The sequence below is a fragment of the Nocardia sp. NBC_01329 genome, assembly GCF_035956715.1.
GTDB lineage: Bacteria > Actinomycetota > Actinomycetes > Mycobacteriales > Mycobacteriaceae > Nocardia.
In genome coordinates, this window is sequence record NZ_CP108381.1 from 81,911 (window position 1) to 99,456 (window position 17,546).

General features: G+C 67.5%; 16 protein-coding genes. 10 read left to right on the forward strand and 6 right to left on the reverse strand.

All coding sequences use genetic code 11. The annotated features are described in order from the left end of the window. Positions 1-186 precede the first annotated feature (186 nt). Positions 187-2,394, forward strand: coding sequence for a hypothetical protein (locus OG405_RS00350; protein ID WP_327149645.1), 2,208 nt, complete (start codon positions 187-189; stop codon positions 2,392-2,394). Between the two features lie 71 nt (positions 2,395-2,465). On the opposite strand, the gene OG405_RS00355 is transcribed toward OG405_RS00350, so the two are convergent. After that, the gene (locus tag OG405_RS00355; protein WP_327149646.1) at positions 2,466-3,284 is read right to left on the reverse strand and encodes an SGNH/GDSL hydrolase family protein; all 819 of its coding nucleotides are present in this window, start codon (positions 3,282-3,284) and stop codon (positions 2,466-2,468) included. An 80-nt stretch (positions 3,285-3,364) separates the two neighbouring features. On the opposite strand from OG405_RS00355, the gene OG405_RS00360 reads away from it, so the two are divergent. Further along, positions 3,365-4,279: an SDR family oxidoreductase gene (locus OG405_RS00360; RefSeq protein WP_327149647.1), complete on the forward strand. Its 915-nt coding sequence runs from the start codon at positions 3,365-3,367 to the stop codon at positions 4,277-4,279. Here the strand turns inward: OG405_RS00360 and soxR are convergent. Beyond that, positions 4,200-4,817 (reverse strand): redox-sensitive transcriptional activator SoxR, encoded by a 618-nt coding sequence (gene soxR / locus OG405_RS00365; RefSeq protein ID WP_442790633.1) that lies wholly within the window; start codon positions 4,815-4,817, stop codon positions 4,200-4,202. The genes OG405_RS00360 and soxR overlap by 80 nt on opposite strands. A gap of 126 nt (positions 4,818-4,943) precedes the next feature. Here soxR and arcA point away from each other — a divergent pair, with 126 nt between their 5' ends. Continuing rightward, on the forward strand, positions 4,944-6,209 hold the full coding sequence (gene arcA, locus OG405_RS00370; protein WP_327149648.1) for an arginine deiminase: 1,266 nt from the start codon (positions 4,944-4,946) through the stop codon (positions 6,207-6,209). Positions 6,210-6,238: 29 nt separating this feature from the next. Further along, the gene (locus OG405_RS00375) at positions 6,239-6,601 is read left to right on the forward strand and encodes a GntR family transcriptional regulator (RefSeq protein WP_327149649.1); all 363 of its coding nucleotides are present in this window, start codon (positions 6,239-6,241) and stop codon (positions 6,599-6,601) included. Between the two features lie 43 nt (positions 6,602-6,644). Here OG405_RS00375 and OG405_RS00380 read toward each other — a convergent pair whose 3' ends face one another. After that, positions 6,645-8,264: a dolichyl-phosphate-mannose--protein mannosyltransferase gene (locus OG405_RS00380; RefSeq protein WP_327149650.1), complete on the reverse strand. Its 1,620-nt coding sequence runs from the start codon at positions 8,262-8,264 to the stop codon at positions 6,645-6,647. Positions 8,265-8,433: 169 nt separating this feature from the next. Here OG405_RS00380 and rsmI point away from each other — a divergent pair, with 169 nt between their 5' ends. Continuing rightward, positions 8,434-9,279: a 16S rRNA (cytidine(1402)-2'-O)-methyltransferase gene (gene rsmI, locus OG405_RS00385; RefSeq protein ID WP_327149651.1), complete on the forward strand. Its 846-nt coding sequence runs from the start codon at positions 8,434-8,436 to the stop codon at positions 9,277-9,279. A gap of 11 nt (positions 9,280-9,290) precedes the next feature. Here rsmI and metG read toward each other — a convergent pair whose 3' ends face one another. Further along, the gene (metG, locus tag OG405_RS00390) at positions 9,291-10,856 is read right to left on the reverse strand and encodes a methionine--tRNA ligase (RefSeq protein ID WP_327149652.1); all 1,566 of its coding nucleotides are present in this window, start codon (positions 10,854-10,856) and stop codon (positions 9,291-9,293) included. Positions 10,857-11,131: 275 nt separating this feature from the next. Between metG and OG405_RS00395 the strand changes: the two genes are divergently transcribed. From OG405_RS00395 to rsmA, 3 genes are all read left to right on the forward strand, one after another. Beyond that, a complete protein-coding gene (locus tag OG405_RS00395) occupies positions 11,132-11,968 on the forward strand; it encodes a TatD family hydrolase (RefSeq protein ID WP_327149653.1) in 837 nt (278 codons plus the stop codon). A gap of 151 nt (positions 11,969-12,119) precedes the next feature. Then, positions 12,120-12,302 carry a hypothetical protein gene (locus tag OG405_RS00400; protein ID WP_327152631.1) on the forward strand — a complete coding sequence of 61 codons (183 nt, stop codon included), beginning with the start codon at positions 12,120-12,122 and terminating at the stop codon, positions 12,300-12,302. A 49-nt stretch (positions 12,303-12,351) separates the two neighbouring features. Further along, a complete protein-coding gene (rsmA, locus tag OG405_RS00405; protein WP_442790805.1) occupies positions 12,352-13,218 on the forward strand; it encodes a 16S rRNA (adenine(1518)-N(6)/adenine(1519)-N(6))-dimethyltransferase RsmA in 867 nt (288 codons plus the stop codon). A 360-nt stretch (positions 13,219-13,578) separates the two neighbouring features. Here the strand turns inward: rsmA and OG405_RS00410 are convergent, their stop codons facing one another. Both OG405_RS00410 and OG405_RS00415 read right to left on the reverse strand, forming a co-directional pair. Then, positions 13,579-13,806, reverse strand: a complete 228-nt coding sequence (locus OG405_RS00410; RefSeq protein WP_327149655.1) for a hypothetical protein — start codon at positions 13,804-13,806, stop codon at positions 13,579-13,581. 379 nt (positions 13,807-14,185) lie between these two features. Then, complete coding sequence (locus OG405_RS00415) at positions 14,186-14,395, reverse strand: heavy-metal-associated domain-containing protein (protein ID WP_327149656.1); 210 nt, start codon at positions 14,393-14,395, stop codon at positions 14,186-14,188. 173 nt (positions 14,396-14,568) lie between these two features. Here OG405_RS00415 and OG405_RS00420 point away from each other — a divergent pair, with 173 nt between their 5' ends. Next, positions 14,569-15,537 carry a 4-(cytidine 5'-diphospho)-2-C-methyl-D-erythritol kinase gene (locus OG405_RS00420; protein WP_327149657.1) on the forward strand — a complete coding sequence of 323 codons (969 nt, stop codon included), beginning with the start codon at positions 14,569-14,571 and terminating at the stop codon, positions 15,535-15,537. A gap of 201 nt (positions 15,538-15,738) precedes the next feature. Next, entirely contained in the window at positions 15,739-17,544 is a 1,806-nt protein-coding gene (locus tag OG405_RS00425; RefSeq protein WP_327149658.1) for an ABC-F family ATP-binding cassette domain-containing protein, read from the forward strand. Positions 17,545-17,546: the final 2 nt, after the last annotated feature.

The following is a 17,546-nucleotide window of genomic DNA, read 5'->3' on the forward strand; positions in this document are numbered from 1 at the left end:
GTTGGGAATCTTTCCGGTTATTGTTTCGCAATTCATCGCGGTGGGCCCGATCAGCCACTACCAGTTCAGCTGAACTTCATTCGGCGTCGATACCAATGCCAGCATGATCGGCAGACCAGATCGGCGGGCTGTGCCCGCACTCGTCGAGCGCGCGAAACGCGCATTCCGCTGACCGGAACGACGGCGATGAGCCTGTGGGGTGAACGCGGGACCAGCACATCGCGAACAGCAGCGGAATGGGGGCGTCGCTTCCTCTGGTGTCTCGCCGGACTTTTCGTACTGACCGTGCTGCCGGGCGCACTCGGGGCGGTGGCCGTCGCACAGGACGGCTCGACCGAGCTGACCCGGATAGACGGGGTCGCCTGGATGAACATCCAGGATTCGTTCGGCGTTTCCCTCGCCGACTACTCCTTCGCCAGCGACAAAGGAGGACTGCGCGACCCCGGCGCGACGGTGGTATGGACGATCGTGGGGCTGGAATTCGTCGGCTACATGATCATCGTGACCACCGCGATCTGGTTCATCGGCTTCGTCCTGAGCTTCGCCTGGCTGGACTTGTTCGCCGACGCGCTGCGCGGCACCGCTGACGCGTTCGCCGGCCAGCTCGGGACTCCGGCCGTCTTGATCACCGCGGCGACCATCGGCGCGTTCTTCGTCGCCTGGTTCATCGTGCGCGGTTTCCACGCCCGCGCCGTGATCCAGACGGTCACGATGCTGGCCGTGGCGGTATCGGGTCCGTTCTTCCTGGCCGATCCGCTGGCGGCCGCGCTGGGTTCGGACGGTCTACTCGCCAAGGGGCGCGACGTAGGGTTGGCCATCGCGTCCGGGCTGGACGGGTCGATCAATCAGAACCCGGATCTCGCGGTGAGCGCACTGCAGGGCGATATGGCCGACAACTTCGCGCGACGTCCGGTGCAGGTGTGGAACTTCGGTCATGTCGTCGACAACAACTCCTCGTGCGCCGCGGCATGGTCTTCCGGTGTGACCGCCGGCGACACCGATCGCACCCAGTACGCACTGGAAACCTGCGGGGACGCCGCCGCGGCTGCGGCTGCGGCGCATCCGAGCCTGGGCCAGATCGGCACCGGTCTACTGCTGCTGGTCTCCGCGGCCGTATTGCTGCTGTTCGCGGTGGTGCTGTCCTATCGGTTGATGCGGGCCGCGCTCGACGCGATCACGCAGGGGTTCATGGCTGTCTTCGGATTCGCCGCAGGCGGATTCGTCTTCGGGCCCACGCAGACCTTCCTGGTACGCAACCTGGTGAACTCCGGTATCGCCGCGGCCCGGATGAGTGCTTACACCGTGTTCATCGGGGTGTACCTGCTGTTTCTCGGCAACCTTTTCCAGCAGGCGCATGGGCAGGTACTCGCGGTCATCGTGATCGCGGCAGTGGTCGAAATCGTGGCGATCCTGCAGTTCGGGCGGCTGGCCGGCGGGTTGTCCCGCGGTTCGTACTGGATGAGCAACCGATTCTCGCTCGCGATCCAGGGCGCGCGCCCCGGATCCGGTGGCACCGCGCTCGGTATGGGCGGGGGTGGCGACAAGAGTTCCGGTGGTGGGTCGGGCATGAGCACGATCGCGAGTCTGGCCGCTCTGAACACGGTCAATTCCTCGCCGCTCACCGCGTGGCTCATCGGGCGAACCGTCAATCCACTGAGCCCCCTGGCATTCGCCAAGATGCGCAACGACCGGGTGAACGCGGCCACGGCGGCCAGCCGCTTGGAAGGGCACCAGTGGTCGGCGGCGGCCCGGCAGAACTGGCGATTGCTGGCGCGGCGGGAAGCCGACGAATGGGGCGGTATCCACACCGAACTCGGACTTGCCCGCGCGATCAAGTACCTCGGCAACAACCGGGTGCCGACCCTGCACCTAGCGGCCGTGCTGCTCGACGCCGGGGCGAGCAACGAGAGTGTGGATCAGGGGCTGCGGGCGCGATCGGTCCGCGACAATACAAAATCCCGCAACCCGTACGGTTTCGCTCCGCTACAGCAGGCTGTCGCCTCCGGCTACGGAGTGATCAACCACGCCGGGACCCCGGCACAGGCGGCCTTCGCCGCGCAGGCCGTCGCTGATGCCGACAGTCTGGCCCGGCATAGCCTGGCGCCCGCTCCCGGTGCACAGCTGAACCGCGAATTCATCGCGCGAGTAGAGCGGAACTGGGATTCCGACCGCGCGCTGCGGGCCGAGATCAGTCCCGACGAATGGAACTCGGTCGGCCGGCAGACTCGGGCCGCGATCGGCCACCGGGTGGCCACCGATCACTACGCGATCTCGCGCGCCTTCAATGACAATCCGACGCTCGCGAATCGGGACGCTCTCCTGACCTCGGTCGGGCGGCTGGCCAACCTGGACCATATGTTGCCCGAATTCGGCTTGGATCCCTGGAACATGTGATGGCGCGAGGACTCGAGCGCTCGCACTTCCGGGCACCGCCCCGGCCGGGGGGACAGCCGGATCGGTCCGGTTCAGCGCAGCGTTGTCGCCAGCCAGTGGGCGGTGAGCTCGGTGACCACCGCGCCGCTGCGATCGCTGAGATGGATCCTGTCTACGAACAGATCCGAGCCCCGGCTGTGGGCGACCTGATCCCAGGTGCGCCCGAACAGATAGTGCTGTGCGGCGGCGGCGAACGCGAGGGTGAAACCGAAGTCGTATCGCGCGCTCGGATCGGCGGGCTGCTGGACTAGTTCGGCGATCCGCTCATGTAGCGGGATGTAATCGATACCGGCGCCGGCGGCTGTTTCGGCGATGACCCGGTTGTATCCGGCCAGCCGCCGATTGGTTTCATCGTCGGGATCTTCGCCCAGTGGGGGCAGCGACATCAATGCCACATGGGCCGTGCCCACTGTGGTGATGCGCCCGACGATGGCGGTGAGGTTGTCCCGGTAGGTGTCCAGCGCGACGTCGTTGCGGACGTCGTTGGTGCCGACGAGGACGATGACCGCGTCCGGACGACAGTCCAGGACATCGGTTTCGAGCCGGTCGAGCAGGTCCGCGCTGGTGTTTCCGTTGACGCCGGCGTTGACGAAGCGGTGACCGCCGAATTCGTCCCGTTTCCGGAGCGCGCCGACCCAGTCCGCGCCGAGGATGCCCCTGGTCATGCTGGCGCCGGCCGCGACGACCACGGGCCCGCCGGAGGTTTCCGCGCCGCGGCAGGCCCGAGGCGGTGAGTCCACCGGCGACCGGAGAAAGGTGAGGTAGCCGACGGTGCCCGTGGCGCCGAGGGCGGCGGCGAGGGTGACGGCGAGAACGAGCAGCGCGCGTTTCCGGGCCGTGAACGGTCGCATATGAGGGCCTTTCGGAGTGGGGGTGCCGGTCGGGCCGTAGGCTGCTGCCGACAGCGCAGCCGGACGATCGGGAGTTCAGTATGGGGCGGATCGACCGCAGGAAATCGGTTCAGGACGCGAAAACGCTGATCACCGGCGCGGCCAGCGGTATCGGCCGGGCGACCGCACTGGCGACCGCGGCGCGCGGGGGGCGGCTCGTGCTCACCGATATCGATGCCGCCGGACTGGCCGATACGGTCGCCGAGATCGAACGGGCCGGTGGCACGGTGCTCATCGCCGAAGCGTTCGATATCACCGATTACGACTCCGTCGCCGGGTTCGCCACCCGCGTGCACGAGGAGTTCGGCGCCCTCGACGTGGTGATGAACGTCGCCGGGACCTCGGTATGGGGGACGGTCGACAGTCTGGAGATCCGGCACTGGCGGCGGATGATCGATATCAATCTGCTGGGGCCGATCAATATCATCGAGCGATTCGTCCCGCCGATGGTGCGAGCCGGTCGGGGCGGGGCGCTGGTGAACGTCTCCTCGGCCGCCGGTCTGCTGGCCCTGCCGTGGCACGCCGCCTACAGCGCCGCCAAATACGGGCTGCGCGGGTTGTCGGAGGTGCTGCGTTTCGAGCTGGCCGAGCACGGGATCTCGGTGCACGTGGTGACACCGGGCGCGGTCGCCACCCCGCTGGTGCGGTCGTTCGACCTGGTGGGTGTGGACAAGGAGCATCCACGGGTACAGAAGGTCGTCTCGCTGTTCACCCGGCACGCGGTGGCGCCGGAGAAGGTCGCCGCGGTGATCCTGAAGGGGATCGAACGCAACCGGTTCCTGGTGTACAGCTCCTTCGATATCCGTTTCGGGTACTGGTGGAAGCGGAAATTCGCCTTCCCGTACGAACTGCTGATGCGGCAGGCCAATCAGCAGTTCAGCACGCTGAAGCAGTCGGTGAACCGGGATCTGCCAGCGGCGAACACAACAGATTCGGGTTCTCCGCCGGCGAGTTGAACGTCTCGTCGGACCCGTTGTGGTCCGGCTCCGGGCAATCGAGCGTCTCGTCGGACCTGTCGTGGTCCGGCTCCGGGCAATTGAGATGCACGTCCAGTACACGCGCTCCGGGCCCTTCGGCGCCGAGCCTGTCGTACTCGTTCACCAGTTTGCAGCTACCCAGGGACAGGCAGCCGCAGCCGATGCATCCGGTGAGGTTGTCGCGCAGCCGGACCAGCTGGGTTATCCGATCGTCCAGGTCCTCGCGCCAGTCTGTGGACAGCGTCTCCCAATCGCGCCGGGTGGGTGTGCGACCTTCCGGCAAACGGTCCAGGGCGGCTCGGATATCGCTGAGTGGGATGCCGACTCGTTGCGAGATCCGGATGAACGCCACCCGGCGTAACGTCTCACGGGTGTAGCGCCGCTGATTTCCGCTGGTCCGGCGGCTGTTGATGAGGCCTTCGCGTTCGTAGAAATGCAGCGCGGACACGGCTACTCCACTACGCTCGGAAAGCTGGCCCGGGGTCAGCTCTTTGATCTTCCAATCCGCTGTCGGCATCGATACTCCTCCTTTATCTGAACCATACTTCAGGTTGCTGGAGGCCGGGGCGGAATCGGGGCAACTCCCCCGCGAACCGATGGGCGCCGCCGTGCCCGCGCTCCGTTCGCGCACTAGTGTCGGGACATGGGACCAGACGCCGTGCCCGATCCGATATCCGCCCGGGAGGAGAACCGGACCTACCCCGCCGCCTACGGGGTGACCAGTGAGGTCGGCGACCTGCGCGCGGTACTCCTGCACCGCCCCGGCGACGAGTTGCGCCGCCTCACCCCGCGTAACAACGATCAACTGCTGTTCGACGGAATTCCCTGGGTGGAACGCGCCCAGCAGGAACACGACCAATTCACGCAGGTACTGCGCGACCGTGGGGTCGAGGTCCTGCTGGTGGCCGATGTGCTCGCCGAAACGCTCGAGGTGAGCGGCGCCGCCCGTATCCAGGGTATCTCCGCCGCCGTACACGCCCGCCGCCTCGGGCACGCCCTTGCCGACGATCTGGCCGGCTACCTGCGCGGGGTCCCCGCACCCGAACTGGCGCGAATCCTCATGGCGGGGATGACCTTCGACGAACTACCCTTCGCCGCGGACAACACCTCGCTGGTCCGCCGGATGCACCAGGGCGGCGATTTCGTCATCGATCCGCTGCCGAACCTGCTCTTCACCCGCGACTCCTCGTTCTGGATCGGGCCCAAGGTCGCCATCACCGCGCTGGCGCTACCGGCCCGGGCCCGGGAGACCTCGCTCACCGATCTCGTCTACGCCTTCCACCCGCGGTTCCTCGGCGTCCGGCGGGCCTACGAGTCGCATACCGCGCCGATCGAAGGCGGCGATGTCCTGCTGCTGGCACCCGGTGTGGTGGCGGTCGGGGTGGGCGAGCGAACCTCCCCGGCGGGCGCGGAAGCGCTGGCGCGCAGCCTGTTCGACGACCGGCTGGCGCATACTGTGCTGGTGGTGCCGATCGCTCAGAACCGTGCCACGATGCACCTCGACACGGTGTGCACGATGGTCGATACCGACGCCGTCGTGATGTATCCGGGTGTGCGCGAAAGTCTCACGGCATACACGATCCGCCCCGACGAGAACTCCGACGGCTGTGTGGTCACCGGTCCCGACCCCTTCCTACCCGCCGCCGCAGCAGCCATGGGCATCGGCAAACTCCGGGTGATCGATACCGGACTCGACGGGGTCACCGCCGAACGGGAACAGTGGGACGACGGCAACAACACCCTGGCCCTGCGCCCGGGAGTGGTCGTCGCCTACGAACGCAACGAGATGACCAATGCCCGGCTCGAGGACTCCGGTATCGAAGTACTGCGTATCCCCGGATCGGAACTGGGCTCGGGCCGTGGCGGGCCACGCTGTCTGTCCTGCCCGCTTGCCCGGGATCCGGTATGAAATCAGGCCGGATGCGGTAAGAACGAGCCATGCTCGAGATCACGGTGTCCCACGATTCGGGCGTCCCGCCGTACGAACAACTGCGGCTCGCCGTCATAGCCAGGGTCCGGGCGGGTGAACTGGCCGCGGGCACCAAGATCCCCACGGTGCGGGCCCTGGCCGCGCAACTGGGCCTGGCTCCCAATACGGTGGCCCGCGCCTACCGCGAACTGGAACAGGACGGAGTCCTGGAAACCCGCGGCCGGCTGGGCTCTTTCATCGCCTCCTCCGGCGACCCCACCGCCGATGCCGCGGGTCGGGCCGCCTCGGAGTACATCGCGGCGATCCGGCGGCTGGGCCTCGGCGCCGACGCCGCGATCCACTTCGTCGAAGTAGCGCTGAACGCATCGTAGGGCCGGACCCCGTCGCGTCGGACGTCCGGGCGAGGTGCGCGCGTTATCGCCAGCTGGGGAGCCATAGGTGGTCCTGCCAGTTACCGGCTGTGATCGGGAGGCCGGTGAGGATCGGCCACAGCCAGATGAAGTTCGCGATCACCAGGCCCAGGTAGAGGCAGACCGCCAAGAGGCCCAAGCTGTGGCGTTCGCTCGGTTCGGCAGGGAGGAACATGCCGCCCGGTCCGCGGGCCACCGGGCGTCTGGCGGTGCCGAGTATGTCGCCCAGGACCAGCGCGACGGCCATCACCAGGAACGGCGCCAGGGTCACCGCGTAGAAGTAGTACATCTGCCGGTCCAGCGTAAGAAACCAGGGCAGCAGGGCCGCGCCGTAGGCGGTGAGGACGGCCGCGTACCGCCAGTCCCGGCGCACGATCCAGCGCCAGAAACCCCAGGCCAGCACCGGCAGCGAGACCCACCACAGGGCGGGGGTGCCGACCAGCATGACGGCCTTGACACATTCGGTCTGACCGCAGCCGGTCACGCCGTCATCGGCGTAGTAGTACAGCATCGGCCGCAACCCCATCGGCCAGGTCCAGGGTTTGGATTCCCACGGGTGATGGTTGCCGGCGGAATTGGTGAGCTCGGAATGGAAGGTGAGGGTGCGGGACTGGAAGTACCACAGTGACCGCATGGCGTCGGGCATCACCTGGGACCAGAAACCGCCGTCGCCGATACCGTCCTCTGGGGCCGACGGGTTACCGGTCATGTACCGGTACACAGCGGTTTCGCTGCGGAACCAGGCGGCATAACTCGCCAGATACACGCCCAGCGGGATCAGCACCAGCGCATACAGCGCGGGGCCCAGATCGCGGACGGCGGTGCCGTACACCGGTTTGCGGACACCGTAGGTGCGGCGCGCGAACAGGTCGAACAGGACGCTCATCAGCCCGAACGCGGCGATGAAATACAGCCCGGACCATTTGGTTCCGCAGGCCAGCCCCAGCAACACCCCGGCCCCGAATCGCCACCAGCGCACGCCCAGGCGCGGACCCCACGGAGTTTCGCCGATCCGGCCCTCGGCATCGGCTCTCGCGAGCCGTGCGCGCATCTGGTCACGGTCGACGATCAGACAGCCGAAGGCGGCGGTGACGAAAACGGTGATGAAGATATCGAGCATCCCGATCCGCGACGATACGAATGTCGTCCCGTCCGCGATCAGCATGATCCCGGCCAGGGCGCCCAACATCGTGGAGCGCGTCATCCGCCGCACGATCCGGATGACCAGCAGGATCAGTACGGTTCCGGCGAGCGCGGCGGAGAACCGCCAGCCCCAGCCGTTGTATCCGAACAGCGCTTCCCCGACGGCGATCATCTGCTTGCCGACCGGCGGATGCACCACCAGCCCATAACCGGGGTTGTCCTCGATCCCGCCGGTGAGGAACTGCCAGCCCTGCGGCGCGTAGTGCTTCTCGTCGAAAACCGGTGTACCCGCGTCGGTCGGATAGTTGAGCATGGTGAAACGGGTGATGGCCGCGATCACCGTAAGGAAAAGGGTGACCACCCAGCCGCGCGCGGTGTCGGTGGGACCGAAGTCGGGTGCGGGCCGCAGTGGCGCCGGGCTCGACCAGGTGCGCGGCGGCCGCCAGGCCGGACTGCGGCGCGATTCGGTCAGCTGGGTCACGCTCCGAGCTTATGTGTCATAGCCCCGGCTCCAGCGTGGTGGGGTCAGGCCCTCGGACGTCGGATGCCGACGTAACCTGTACGAGTCGAGTCCTTCCGAGATACCTCGACGCCCGCGCGCGCCGGCGCGCCGAAGATACAGAGGCCCGGCCGGGCCGGGTAGGAGCGTGGTGACCGACGGCGGGCTGATACTGGCGGCGACACCGCTGGGCGCGATCGGGGATGCTTCGCTGCGGCTGCGGGACGCACTCGGCAGCGCCGATATCGTCGCGGCCGAGGACACTCGGCGCACCCGGTCGCTGGCGGATGCGCTCGGCGTGGAGATCCGGGGGCGGGTGGTCAGCTTCTACGACCATGTCGAGGAGGCGCGGATTCCGGCGCTGCTGACCGAGATCGCGGAGGGCCGCAGTGTCCTGCTGGTCACCGATGCCGGTATGCCGTCGGTGAGCGATCCCGGGTACCGGTTGGTGGCGGCGTGCGCGGAGCGTGGGCTGCCGGTGACCTGTCTGCCCGGTCCATCGGCGGTGACCACGGCGCTGGCGCTTTCGGCGCTACCGGTGGACCGGTTCTGTTTCGACGGTTTCGCACCCCGGAAATCGGGCCGCCGCAAAGAGTGGCTGGGAACTCTCGTGGGGGAGAAGCGGGCGTGTGTCTTCTTCGAGGCGCCGCACCGGTTGGCGGACTGCCTGGCCGATGCCGTGGAGGTGCTGGGCGGTGACCGCCGGGCAGCGGTATGCCGGGAACTCACCAAGACCTACGAAGAGGTGGTTCGCGGCACCCTCGCCGAGCTCGCCGAATGGGCGGTGGACGGGGCGCGCGGCGAGATCACTGTGGTGCTCGCGGGCGCCTCGGCCACCGTGATCGATCCGGACGATCTGGTGGCGCAGGTGGAGGAACGCGCCGCGGCGGGCCTGCGTCTCAAAGACGCGAGCGCGGAGATCGCTGAGGTCGCCGGGGTTTCCCGCCGGGAACTCTACGATGCCGTGCTGGCTGCCCGCCGCGCCGCGATGGACTGAATCCGGCCGGATCAGTCGTCGGTTTTCGGCTCCACGTAGCGCGGGAACACCGGTTCGGGGGCCGGCAGCGCGACGCCGGGAACCAGTGGGATGGCGATCGCGGCGAATTCGCGGTCCTGCTGGGCGAGCAGGTCCAGGATCCGTGCGGCCGATCCCGGTAGCACCGGCTGGACCAGGATAGCCACGATCCGGACGACCTCGAGGGTGACGTAGAGGACCGTCGCCATTCGGGCGAGATCGGCGTCGGTACCCGATTTGCGCAGTGCCCACGGTGCCTGGGCGCTGAAGTAGCGGTTGGTCTCGCCGAGGGTCAGCCAGATCTGTTCGAGCGCCAGATGCATCTGCTGGACATCGAATTCGGCCCGGCAGCGTTCCAGCAGCCCGTTCGCGCGGTCGAGCAGCGCCCGGTCTGCCGCGGTGAACTCACCCGGAGTGGGGACGGCCGCACCGCAGTTCTTGGCGACCATGGTCAGGCTGCGCTGCACCAGGTTGCCGAATTCGTTGGCGAGGTCGGCGTTGATCCGGGAGACGATCGCCTCGTGGCTGTAGCTGCCGTCCTGTCCGTAGGAGATCTCGCGCAGCAGGAAGAATCGCACCGCGTCGAGCCCGTAGGTGTCGACCAGGTCGAGCGGGTCGACCACATTGCCGACCGATTTCGACATCTTCTCGCCCTTGTTGTACAGGAACCCGTGTACGAAGACGCGGCGTGGCAGTTCGATGCCGGCCGACATCAGGAACGCCGGCCAGTACACGGTGTGGAAACGGGTGATGTCCTTACCGATGATGTGCACATCGGCGGGCCAGAACTTCTGGTACGCAGCCGAATCGGTGTCCGGGAAACCGACACCGGTGAGGTAGTTGGTGAGCGCGTCCACCCAGACGTACATCACATGGTCGGGATGGCCCGGGACGGGCACACCCCAGTCGAAGGTGGTCCGCGAGATCGAGAGGTCCTTGAGACCGGCCTTCACATAGCTCACGATCTCGTTGCGGCGGGTCGCCGGGGCGATGAACTCCGGGTGCTCGTCGTAGAGCGCGAGCAGTTTGTCCTGGTAAGCCGAGAGCCGGAAGAAGAAGTTGGACTCCTCGGTCCAGGTGACCGGGGTTTTCGTATCGGTGGAGATACGGCTGCCGTCGTCGAGCAGCGTGGTCTCCTCCTCGGTGTAGAACGCCTCGTCGCGTACCGAGTACCAGCCCGAGTAGTTGTCGAGGTAGATATCGCCGTTGTCCAGCATCCGCTGCCAGATGGCGGCACTGGCGACCTGATGGTCGGTGTCGGTGGTGCGGATGAAGCGGTCGAAGGAGACGTCGAGGGCTTTGTCCATCCGCTCGAACACATCGGAATTACGGGCGGCCAGTTCCTCCACCGGGATGTTCTCGGCGGCGGCGGTCTGCTGCATCTTCTGACCGTGCTCGTCGGTACCGGTCATGAAGAACACGTCGTACCCGTCGAGCCGCTTGAATCGGGCGAGCGCGTCCGAGGAGATGTACTCGTAGGCGTGTCCGATATGCGGCGCACCGTTGGGGTACGCGATGGCCGTGGTCAGGTAGAAGGCGGGACGATCGACTGCGCTCATGGTCCGTCGATTCCATCATGAGGACCGCAGTGCACTCGACTCGACTGCGTGTTCATGCCATCAGAGGCTACTGGCAGGGCCTCGCCGACCGGAATCGAATCGGCCGGACGCCCGCCTCGGGGCGCCGGACGGCCGAACTGCCACGCCGCGGTGCCGGGGCGGGGTCTCTACTGTGGTGGCGTGCCTCTTCTCGATCGTGTGCGTGCGCCCCGGTCCGCCCGCGGGGCGGCCCTCGTTCTGTTCGCCGGTCCACTCGCCCTCCGGGGGGCGGGCCGATGACCTCGAAACGTCCCGCGCCTCCGCTGCCCGAACCGCTGATACCGCTGGTGGACGCGCATACCCATCTCGACGCCTGTGGCGCCACCGATGCGGCCTCGGTCACAGAGATGCTCGACCGGGCGGCCGCGGCCGGAGTCGGCCGGGTGGTGACGGTCGCCGACGATCTGGACGCCGCGCGCTGGGCGGTGCGCGCGGCCGGTTGGGACGACCGGGTGTACGCGGCGGTCGCGCTGCATCCGACTCGGGCGAACGCTCTCGACGACGCTGCGCGGACCGAGTTGGAGAAACTGGCCGTGGATCCGCGGGTGGTGGCGGTCGGCGAGACCGGGCTGGACTACTACTGGCCGGGGAAGCTCGAGGGGTGCGCGGATATCGAAACCCAGATCGAGGGTTTCCGCTGGCATATCGACCTGGCCAAGCGAATCGGTAAACCGTTGATGATCCACAACCGGGAGGCCGATCACGACCTGCTGACCGTCCTGCTGGACGAGGGCGCGCCGGAGACAGTGATCTTCCACTGTTTCTCGTCGGATGCGAATATGGCGGTCTCGTGTGTGGCCGAGGGGTATGTCCTGAGCTTTTCCGGCACGTCGAGCTTCAAGAACGCGCACGAATTGCGGGAGGCGGTAAAGGTGGTGCCCGACGATCAGCTGCTGTTCGAGACCGATGCGCCGTACCTGACTCCGCACCCGTACCGGGGCGCGCCCAACGAGCCGTACTGCCTGCCCTACACCGTGCGCGCGGTGGCCGAGATCCGTGGTCAGGATCCGGGTGAACTGGCCGAGATCAGTACAGCGAACGCGCGCCGTGTATATCGATTCGGGCGCGGCTGAACCCTGTTGATCTTGAGTGACTCGAATCACATATCCGCGAGCGAATGTCTCGTCGACCTGGGGTGCCGACTCGGGTGTGCGATGTGAAGGATCAGCGGGTCGGTTCGTAGCGGTTGTGGGGCGGCACGGGCGTCGTTATCGTCCTGTGACCGTGCCACCCTTTGCGAGGATCAACTCCTCACGCTCGCCGCTGCTGTACCTGGTCATCGCCGCTGTGCTGCTGACCCTGATCGCCGGTGCCGGTGCGGCGATCGCCACCCACGACGCCGGCAGCGATCGGGCGCACTCCGCGCCGGCCGGTATTTCGTATTCGCTGGATATCGACGCGGCCTGATCTCGCGTCCGCACCGGGTTGGTAGGTTCTCCCGGTGTCCGATGCCGAGATGATGGTGCGTGGCCAGGCCGCTCTGCTCGGCCCCACGCAAGTGCGCGAACTGGCCGAGCAGTTGGGGGTACGCCCGACCAAACAGCTCGGGCAGAACTTCGTGCACGATGCCAACACCGTCCGGCGGATCGTGACCGCGGCCGGAGTCGGGCGGGCGGATACCGTGCTCGAGGTGGGGCCCGGGCTCGGTTCACTGACCTTGGCCCTACTGGATGTGGTGGACGCCGTGCTGGCGGTGGAGATCGACCCGGTGCTGGCCGGACATTTGCCCGCGACGGTGCGGGATCGGGCCGGAGAGTTGGCGTCTCGGCTGACCGTGATCCCGGGTGACGCACTACGGATCGGGTCGGACGCGCTATCGGTGCCGCCCACCGCGTTGGTCGCGAATCTGCCGTACAACGTGGCTGTACCGGTCCTGCTGCATCTGCTCGCCGAGTTCCCGAGTATCGCCACCGCGCTGGTGATGGTGCAGGCCGAGGTGGCCGACCGGCTCGCTGCGAAACCGGGAAGCCGGGTGTACGGGGTGCCGAGCGTGAAAGCGGGCTTCTACGGAACCGTGCGCAAGGCGGGCGCGGTGGGTCGCCACGTGTTCTGGCCGGTTCCGCAGGTGGAATCGGGTCTCGTACGTATCGATCGGTTCGCCGAATCGCCGTGGCCGGTCGATGTGGCGCATCGGCGGCGAGTTTTCGAAGTGGTCGACCTGGCGTTCGCGCAGCGCAGGAAAACGCTGCGGGCCGCCCTGGCCGGATGGGCGGGTAGCCCGGCGGAGGCCGAACGCCGGCTGCTCGCGGCCGGTATCGCACCGACCGCCCGCGGGGAGACTCTGGATACCGCGGCGTTCGTCCGTCTCGCCGCGCAGTCCTGAACGGGTCCCGGCTCGGAACGTGTCGGGGAACCGGGTGGTGTAACGGCTTGTCGCCCATGGTCTGTGGGCAATTCCCGTTTTCGCCGTCGCGGCAACGCCGAAGGCCCGCGCGTTCGCGCGGGCCTCGTGGTAGCTCGGCCTCGATTCACCGATCTGGCGTTGGGCCGGTTCGCGTGTGAACCGAAATGTTGTGGGCGCTGGTCGCCCAGCAATGCTCCATAAGGCTTTCGGTGCGGACCGGCTCGGTCGATGGGAAGATCTCTGGCTACCGAATTCGTGATTTTCGCGGGCCGGTCGGTTCGTCCGGGTAGCCCGCAGCGTTTCGCGAGGCCGCGGGGTGAACCGCGCCGTCTCCCGAAACTAGCGTGTAATGATCCATTTACCGCTCGCTGTCTGCTTGCAGTAATACGTCATCGGCGGGGCGTCGTATGTCCCATTTCGTGTCTTTTCCGCAATCGCGTTCCAGCACTGCTCCGAGGTGTCGTATGTCCCATCCGCTTCGGTTGCGCCCGCGACGCCCGAAAGCTGGACTGCGATACCCGCTGCGGCCGCTCCGATGAAAAGGGCGGCTGAAATCTTCTTCTTCATTTTCATCCTCGTGGTTCGATGGCGCGGATCGGCAAAGCCGGTCGACTCGATTCCCCCCTCCGCACCGATAGTGTTCGGTTGAACTACTGAATTGGATGCGGCGGAACAGCTTCCGGTTCCAATGAGTGATTCAGGTCACAATTTTCGGCGAAGTGAACGCTCCGCACGTCCTTGTGGAGCGGTCCGCGCGCGGGCCTTCGTCATGGAGCTCTCGAACGTGTTGGAGGCCCGGTGCTGCAACAGTGTGTCGTACAAGGTGTTCGGCGCGCACCTCCTCGTGGCTGACGAGGTGCGGGCGATCGGCACGACACTATGAACTCGAGGCCGCCCGCCGGTCGGCGGGCGGCCTCGATCGCTGAACGGCCGGGTTCCCTGACGCTCAGTCGGCGATCTCGTAGCCCGCCTCGTCCACCGCTGCCGCGATATCGGCATCGGAGACGGGGGTGCTGCCCACGACGACGACCCGGCCGGACGCGAGGTCCACATCGACGCTGGTGACACCGTCGATCTTCCCGATCTCCGTTTGTACCGACTGGACGCAGTGTCCGCAGGTCATGCCGGTGACGGTGTAGGTGCTGGTCGTGGCCATGGCGTCTCCTTTGTGCTCGTCGCCCGTCCTGGGGACGGTACCGTCACTATACCCCCGGGGGGTAAACGGACGCAATGAGGTCACGCCGCGAGGAGCGTGACTCCGCCTTCGCTGCGGCCGTGCGCGGGCTATAGATGGGCTTCGCCCAGCTGTGCCTACTAGGCTGGGTCACCGTGCTGTCCGTTGTGCCCAGTCCCGTCACCGTACGGGCTCCTTCGAAGGTGAACCTCCATCTGGGAGTAGGTGACCTGCGCGCCGACGGCTACCACGAGCTCACCACCGTTTTCCAGGCACTCTCGCTCGCCGACGACCTGGAGATCACCCCCGCCACCTCGCTCACCCTGCGGGTCACCGGGGAAGGCGCCGCCGAAGTACCCACCGATCGGACCAACCTGGTGTGGAAGGCCGCGGTGCGGCTCGCCCAGCTGGCCGGGCGTGCGCCGCTGGTGGAGATCACCATCGACAAAGGCATCCCGGTGGCGGGGGGGATGGCCGGTGGTAGCGCCGACGCGGCCGCTGCCCTGGTCGGGCTGAACGAGCTGTGGGAACTCGGGATGAACCGCGACGAACTCGCCGCCGTGGGCGCCGAACTCGGTAGCGACGTGCCCTTCGCGCTGCACGGCGGCACCGCACTGGGGACCGGGCGTGGCGAACGCCTGCTACCGGTGCTGTCGCGCAACGCCTTCCATTGGGTGCTGGCGCTGGCCAAGGGGGGCCTGTCCACCCCGGAAGTCTTCACCGAGCTCGACCGCTTGCGAGTCCAGGGGGATCCGCCCAGGCTCCGCGAACCCCAGGAGATCATGCAGGCGCTGGCCTCGGGGGACGCGAAACAACTCGCGCCACTGCTCGGCAACGACCTGCAGGCCGCCGCCGTCTCGCTGCGACCTGATCTGCGCCGCGCCCTGCGCGCCGGAGTGGAGGTCGGCGCGCTGGCCGGAGTGGTCTCCGGTTCCGGCCCGACCTGTGCGTTCCTGTGCGAATCGGCGGAATCGGCGGTCGAGGTCGCGGCGGAACTGTCCGGCGCGGGCGTGGCCCGCAGCGTGCGCACGGCCACCGGACCGGTGCCCGGCGCGCGGGTGACGAGTCACGAGGAGCCGCATCCGCCGGTGCCGGACCCGGGGCCCGGCCCACGCCGCGCTTGATCGGCGGATCACCCGTACCTCCGCCTTCGCTGCGGCCATGCACAGGGCTGCGGATGGGCTACGCCCAACAGTGCCTATTAGGCGTACCTCCGCCTTCGCTGCGGCCATGCGCGGGCTGCGGATGGGCTACGCCCAACAGTGCCTATTAGGCTGGCCGGGGCCCCGTACAGGCGTGGCCGGCAGCTGTAGGCGGAAGGATCCATGTCCAACCTGATCAACCTCGAACAGGTCAGCAAGAGTTTCGGGGTCACTCCGCTGCTCGACGCGGTATCGCTGGGCGTGCATTCCGGCGACCGGATCGGGGTCGTGGGCCTCAACGGGGGCGGTAAGACCACCCTGCTGGAAGTGCTGACCGGGATCGAGGGGCCCGACAGCGGCCGGGTCAGCCGCGTCGGCGGGTTGCGGATGGCCGTGGTCACCCAGCGCGGAGTCCTGCCCGAGGGCGCGACCATCGGTGAAGTGGTGCTGGCCGGTCTGGCCGACGACGCGCCCACCGGCGATCTCGCCGAACACGAATGGGCCGCCGATCCGCGGATCCGGTCGGTGCTCGACGGTATCGGCATCGCCGACCTGGGGCTGGGTACATCGGTCACCAATCTTTCCGGCGGTGAACGCCGCCGGGTCGCGCTGGCCGCCGCGCTGGTGCGTGAACTGGACCTGCTGGTACTCGACGAACCCACCAACCACCTCGATGTCGAGGGGGTGGAGTGGCTGGCCGAGCATCTGCTGGCCCGGCGCAGCGCGCTCGTCGTCGTCACCCACGACCGCTGGTTCCTGGACACTGTCGCGACCCGAACCTGGGAGGTCGTCGGCGGCCGGGTGGAAACCTACGAGGGCGGCTACGGCGATTGGATCTTCGCGCGCGCCGAACGCGCCCGCCAGGCGGATGCCACCGAGGCTCGGCGCCGCAACCTCGCCCGTAAGGAACTCGCGTGGCTGCGTCGCGGCCCGCAGGCCCGGACCTCCAAACCGCGCTACCGGGTCGAGGCCGCCGAGGCGCTGATCGCCGACGTGCCGCCGCCGCGCGATTCGGTCTCGCTGGCCGCGTTCGCCAAGAAGCGGCTGGGTCGCGTGGTGATCGAACTCGAGGACGCCACCCTCACCACGCCGGACGGTCGTGAACTGGTGCGCGATCTCACCTGGCAGTTGGCCCCCGGGGAACGGGTCGGTCTGGTCGGGGTGAACGGGTCGGGAAAGACCACGCTCTTGCGGGTGCTGGCCGGTGATACCGACCCGGTGACCGGTAAGCGGGTACAGGGCCAGACTGTGCGGATCGGCTGGTTGCGGCAGGAACTCGACGATCTCCCGACCGATATGCGGGTACTCGAGGCCGTCCAGCAGATCGCTATGCGCATCACATTGGGCGAGGGCAGCAAAGCGCTCGACCTGTCGGCCGGGCAGCTCGCCGAACGGCTCGGATTCACCCCGGCCCGCCAGCGCACCCCGGTACGGGATCTGTCGGGCGGGGAACGACGCCGGCTGCAGCTGACCCGCATCTTGATGGCAGAGCCCAATGTGCTGTTACTGGACGAGCCCACCAACGACCTCGATATCGACACTCTGCAGCAGTTGGAGGATCTGCTGGACAACTGGGCCGGGACCCTGGTGGTGATCAGTCACGACCGCTACCTCGTCGAGCGGATCTGCGATACCACCTGGGCGCTGTTCGGCGACGGCGCTCTCACCAACCTGCCAGGTGGGATCACCCAATACCTGCGTCGCCGCGCCGAACTGTCGGCCGGCTCGTCGGCAGCCCCACAATCCGGCCCGCAAACGGCCACGTCGCAAACGGATTCCGCGGCCTACCGCGCCGCCCGCAAGGAACTCACCCGCCTGGAACGCACCATCGACAAACTGGGCGAGCGGGCGACGGTGCTACACGCAGCGCTGGCCGATGCCGCGACCGAACCGGACAAATTGATGACCCTGGGCGCCGACCTCAAGGATGTGCAGGCGCAGAAGGAAGCTGCCGAGGAACGCTGGATGGAACTCGCCGACGAAGTGTGACG

What these genes read in the sequence shown, in the direction of transcription:
- OG405_RS00425 (WP_327149658.1), top strand. Translation starts at nt 15,739, where the DNA reads ATGTCCAACCTGATCAACCTCGAACAGGTCAGCAAGAGTTTCGGGGTC.
- rsmA (WP_442790805.1), top strand. Translation starts at nt 12,352, where the DNA reads ATGATGGTGCGTGGCCAGGCCGCTCTGCTCGGCCCCACGCAAGTGCGC.
- OG405_RS00360 (WP_327149647.1), top strand. Translation starts at nt 3,365, where the DNA reads ATGGGGCGGATCGACCGCAGGAAATCGGTTCAGGACGCGAAAACGCTG.
- OG405_RS00355 (WP_327149646.1), bottom strand. Translation starts at nt 3,284, where the DNA reads ATGCGACCGTTCACGGCCCGGAAACGCGCGCTGCTCGTTCTCGCCGTC.
- soxR (WP_442790633.1), bottom strand. Translation starts at nt 4,817, where the DNA reads ATGCCGACAGCGGATTGGAAGATCAAAGAGCTGACCCCGGGCCAGCTT.
- OG405_RS00375 (WP_327149649.1), top strand. Translation starts at nt 6,239, where the DNA reads ATGCTCGAGATCACGGTGTCCCACGATTCGGGCGTCCCGCCGTACGAA.
- OG405_RS00395 (WP_327149653.1), top strand. Translation starts at nt 11,132, where the DNA reads ATGACCTCGAAACGTCCCGCGCCTCCGCTGCCCGAACCGCTGATACCG.
- OG405_RS00415 (WP_327149656.1), bottom strand. Translation starts at nt 14,395, where the DNA reads ATGGCCACGACCAGCACCTACACCGTCACCGGCATGACCTGCGGACAC.
- OG405_RS00410 (WP_327149655.1), bottom strand. Translation starts at nt 13,806, where the DNA reads ATGAAGAAGAAGATTTCAGCCGCCCTTTTCATCGGAGCGGCCGCAGCG.
- OG405_RS00350 (WP_327149645.1), top strand. Translation starts at nt 187, where the DNA reads ATGAGCCTGTGGGGTGAACGCGGGACCAGCACATCGCGAACAGCAGCG.
- metG (WP_327149652.1), bottom strand. Translation starts at nt 10,856, where the DNA reads ATGAGCGCAGTCGATCGTCCCGCCTTCTACCTGACCACGGCCATCGCG.
- arcA (WP_327149648.1), top strand. Translation starts at nt 4,944, where the DNA reads ATGGGACCAGACGCCGTGCCCGATCCGATATCCGCCCGGGAGGAGAAC.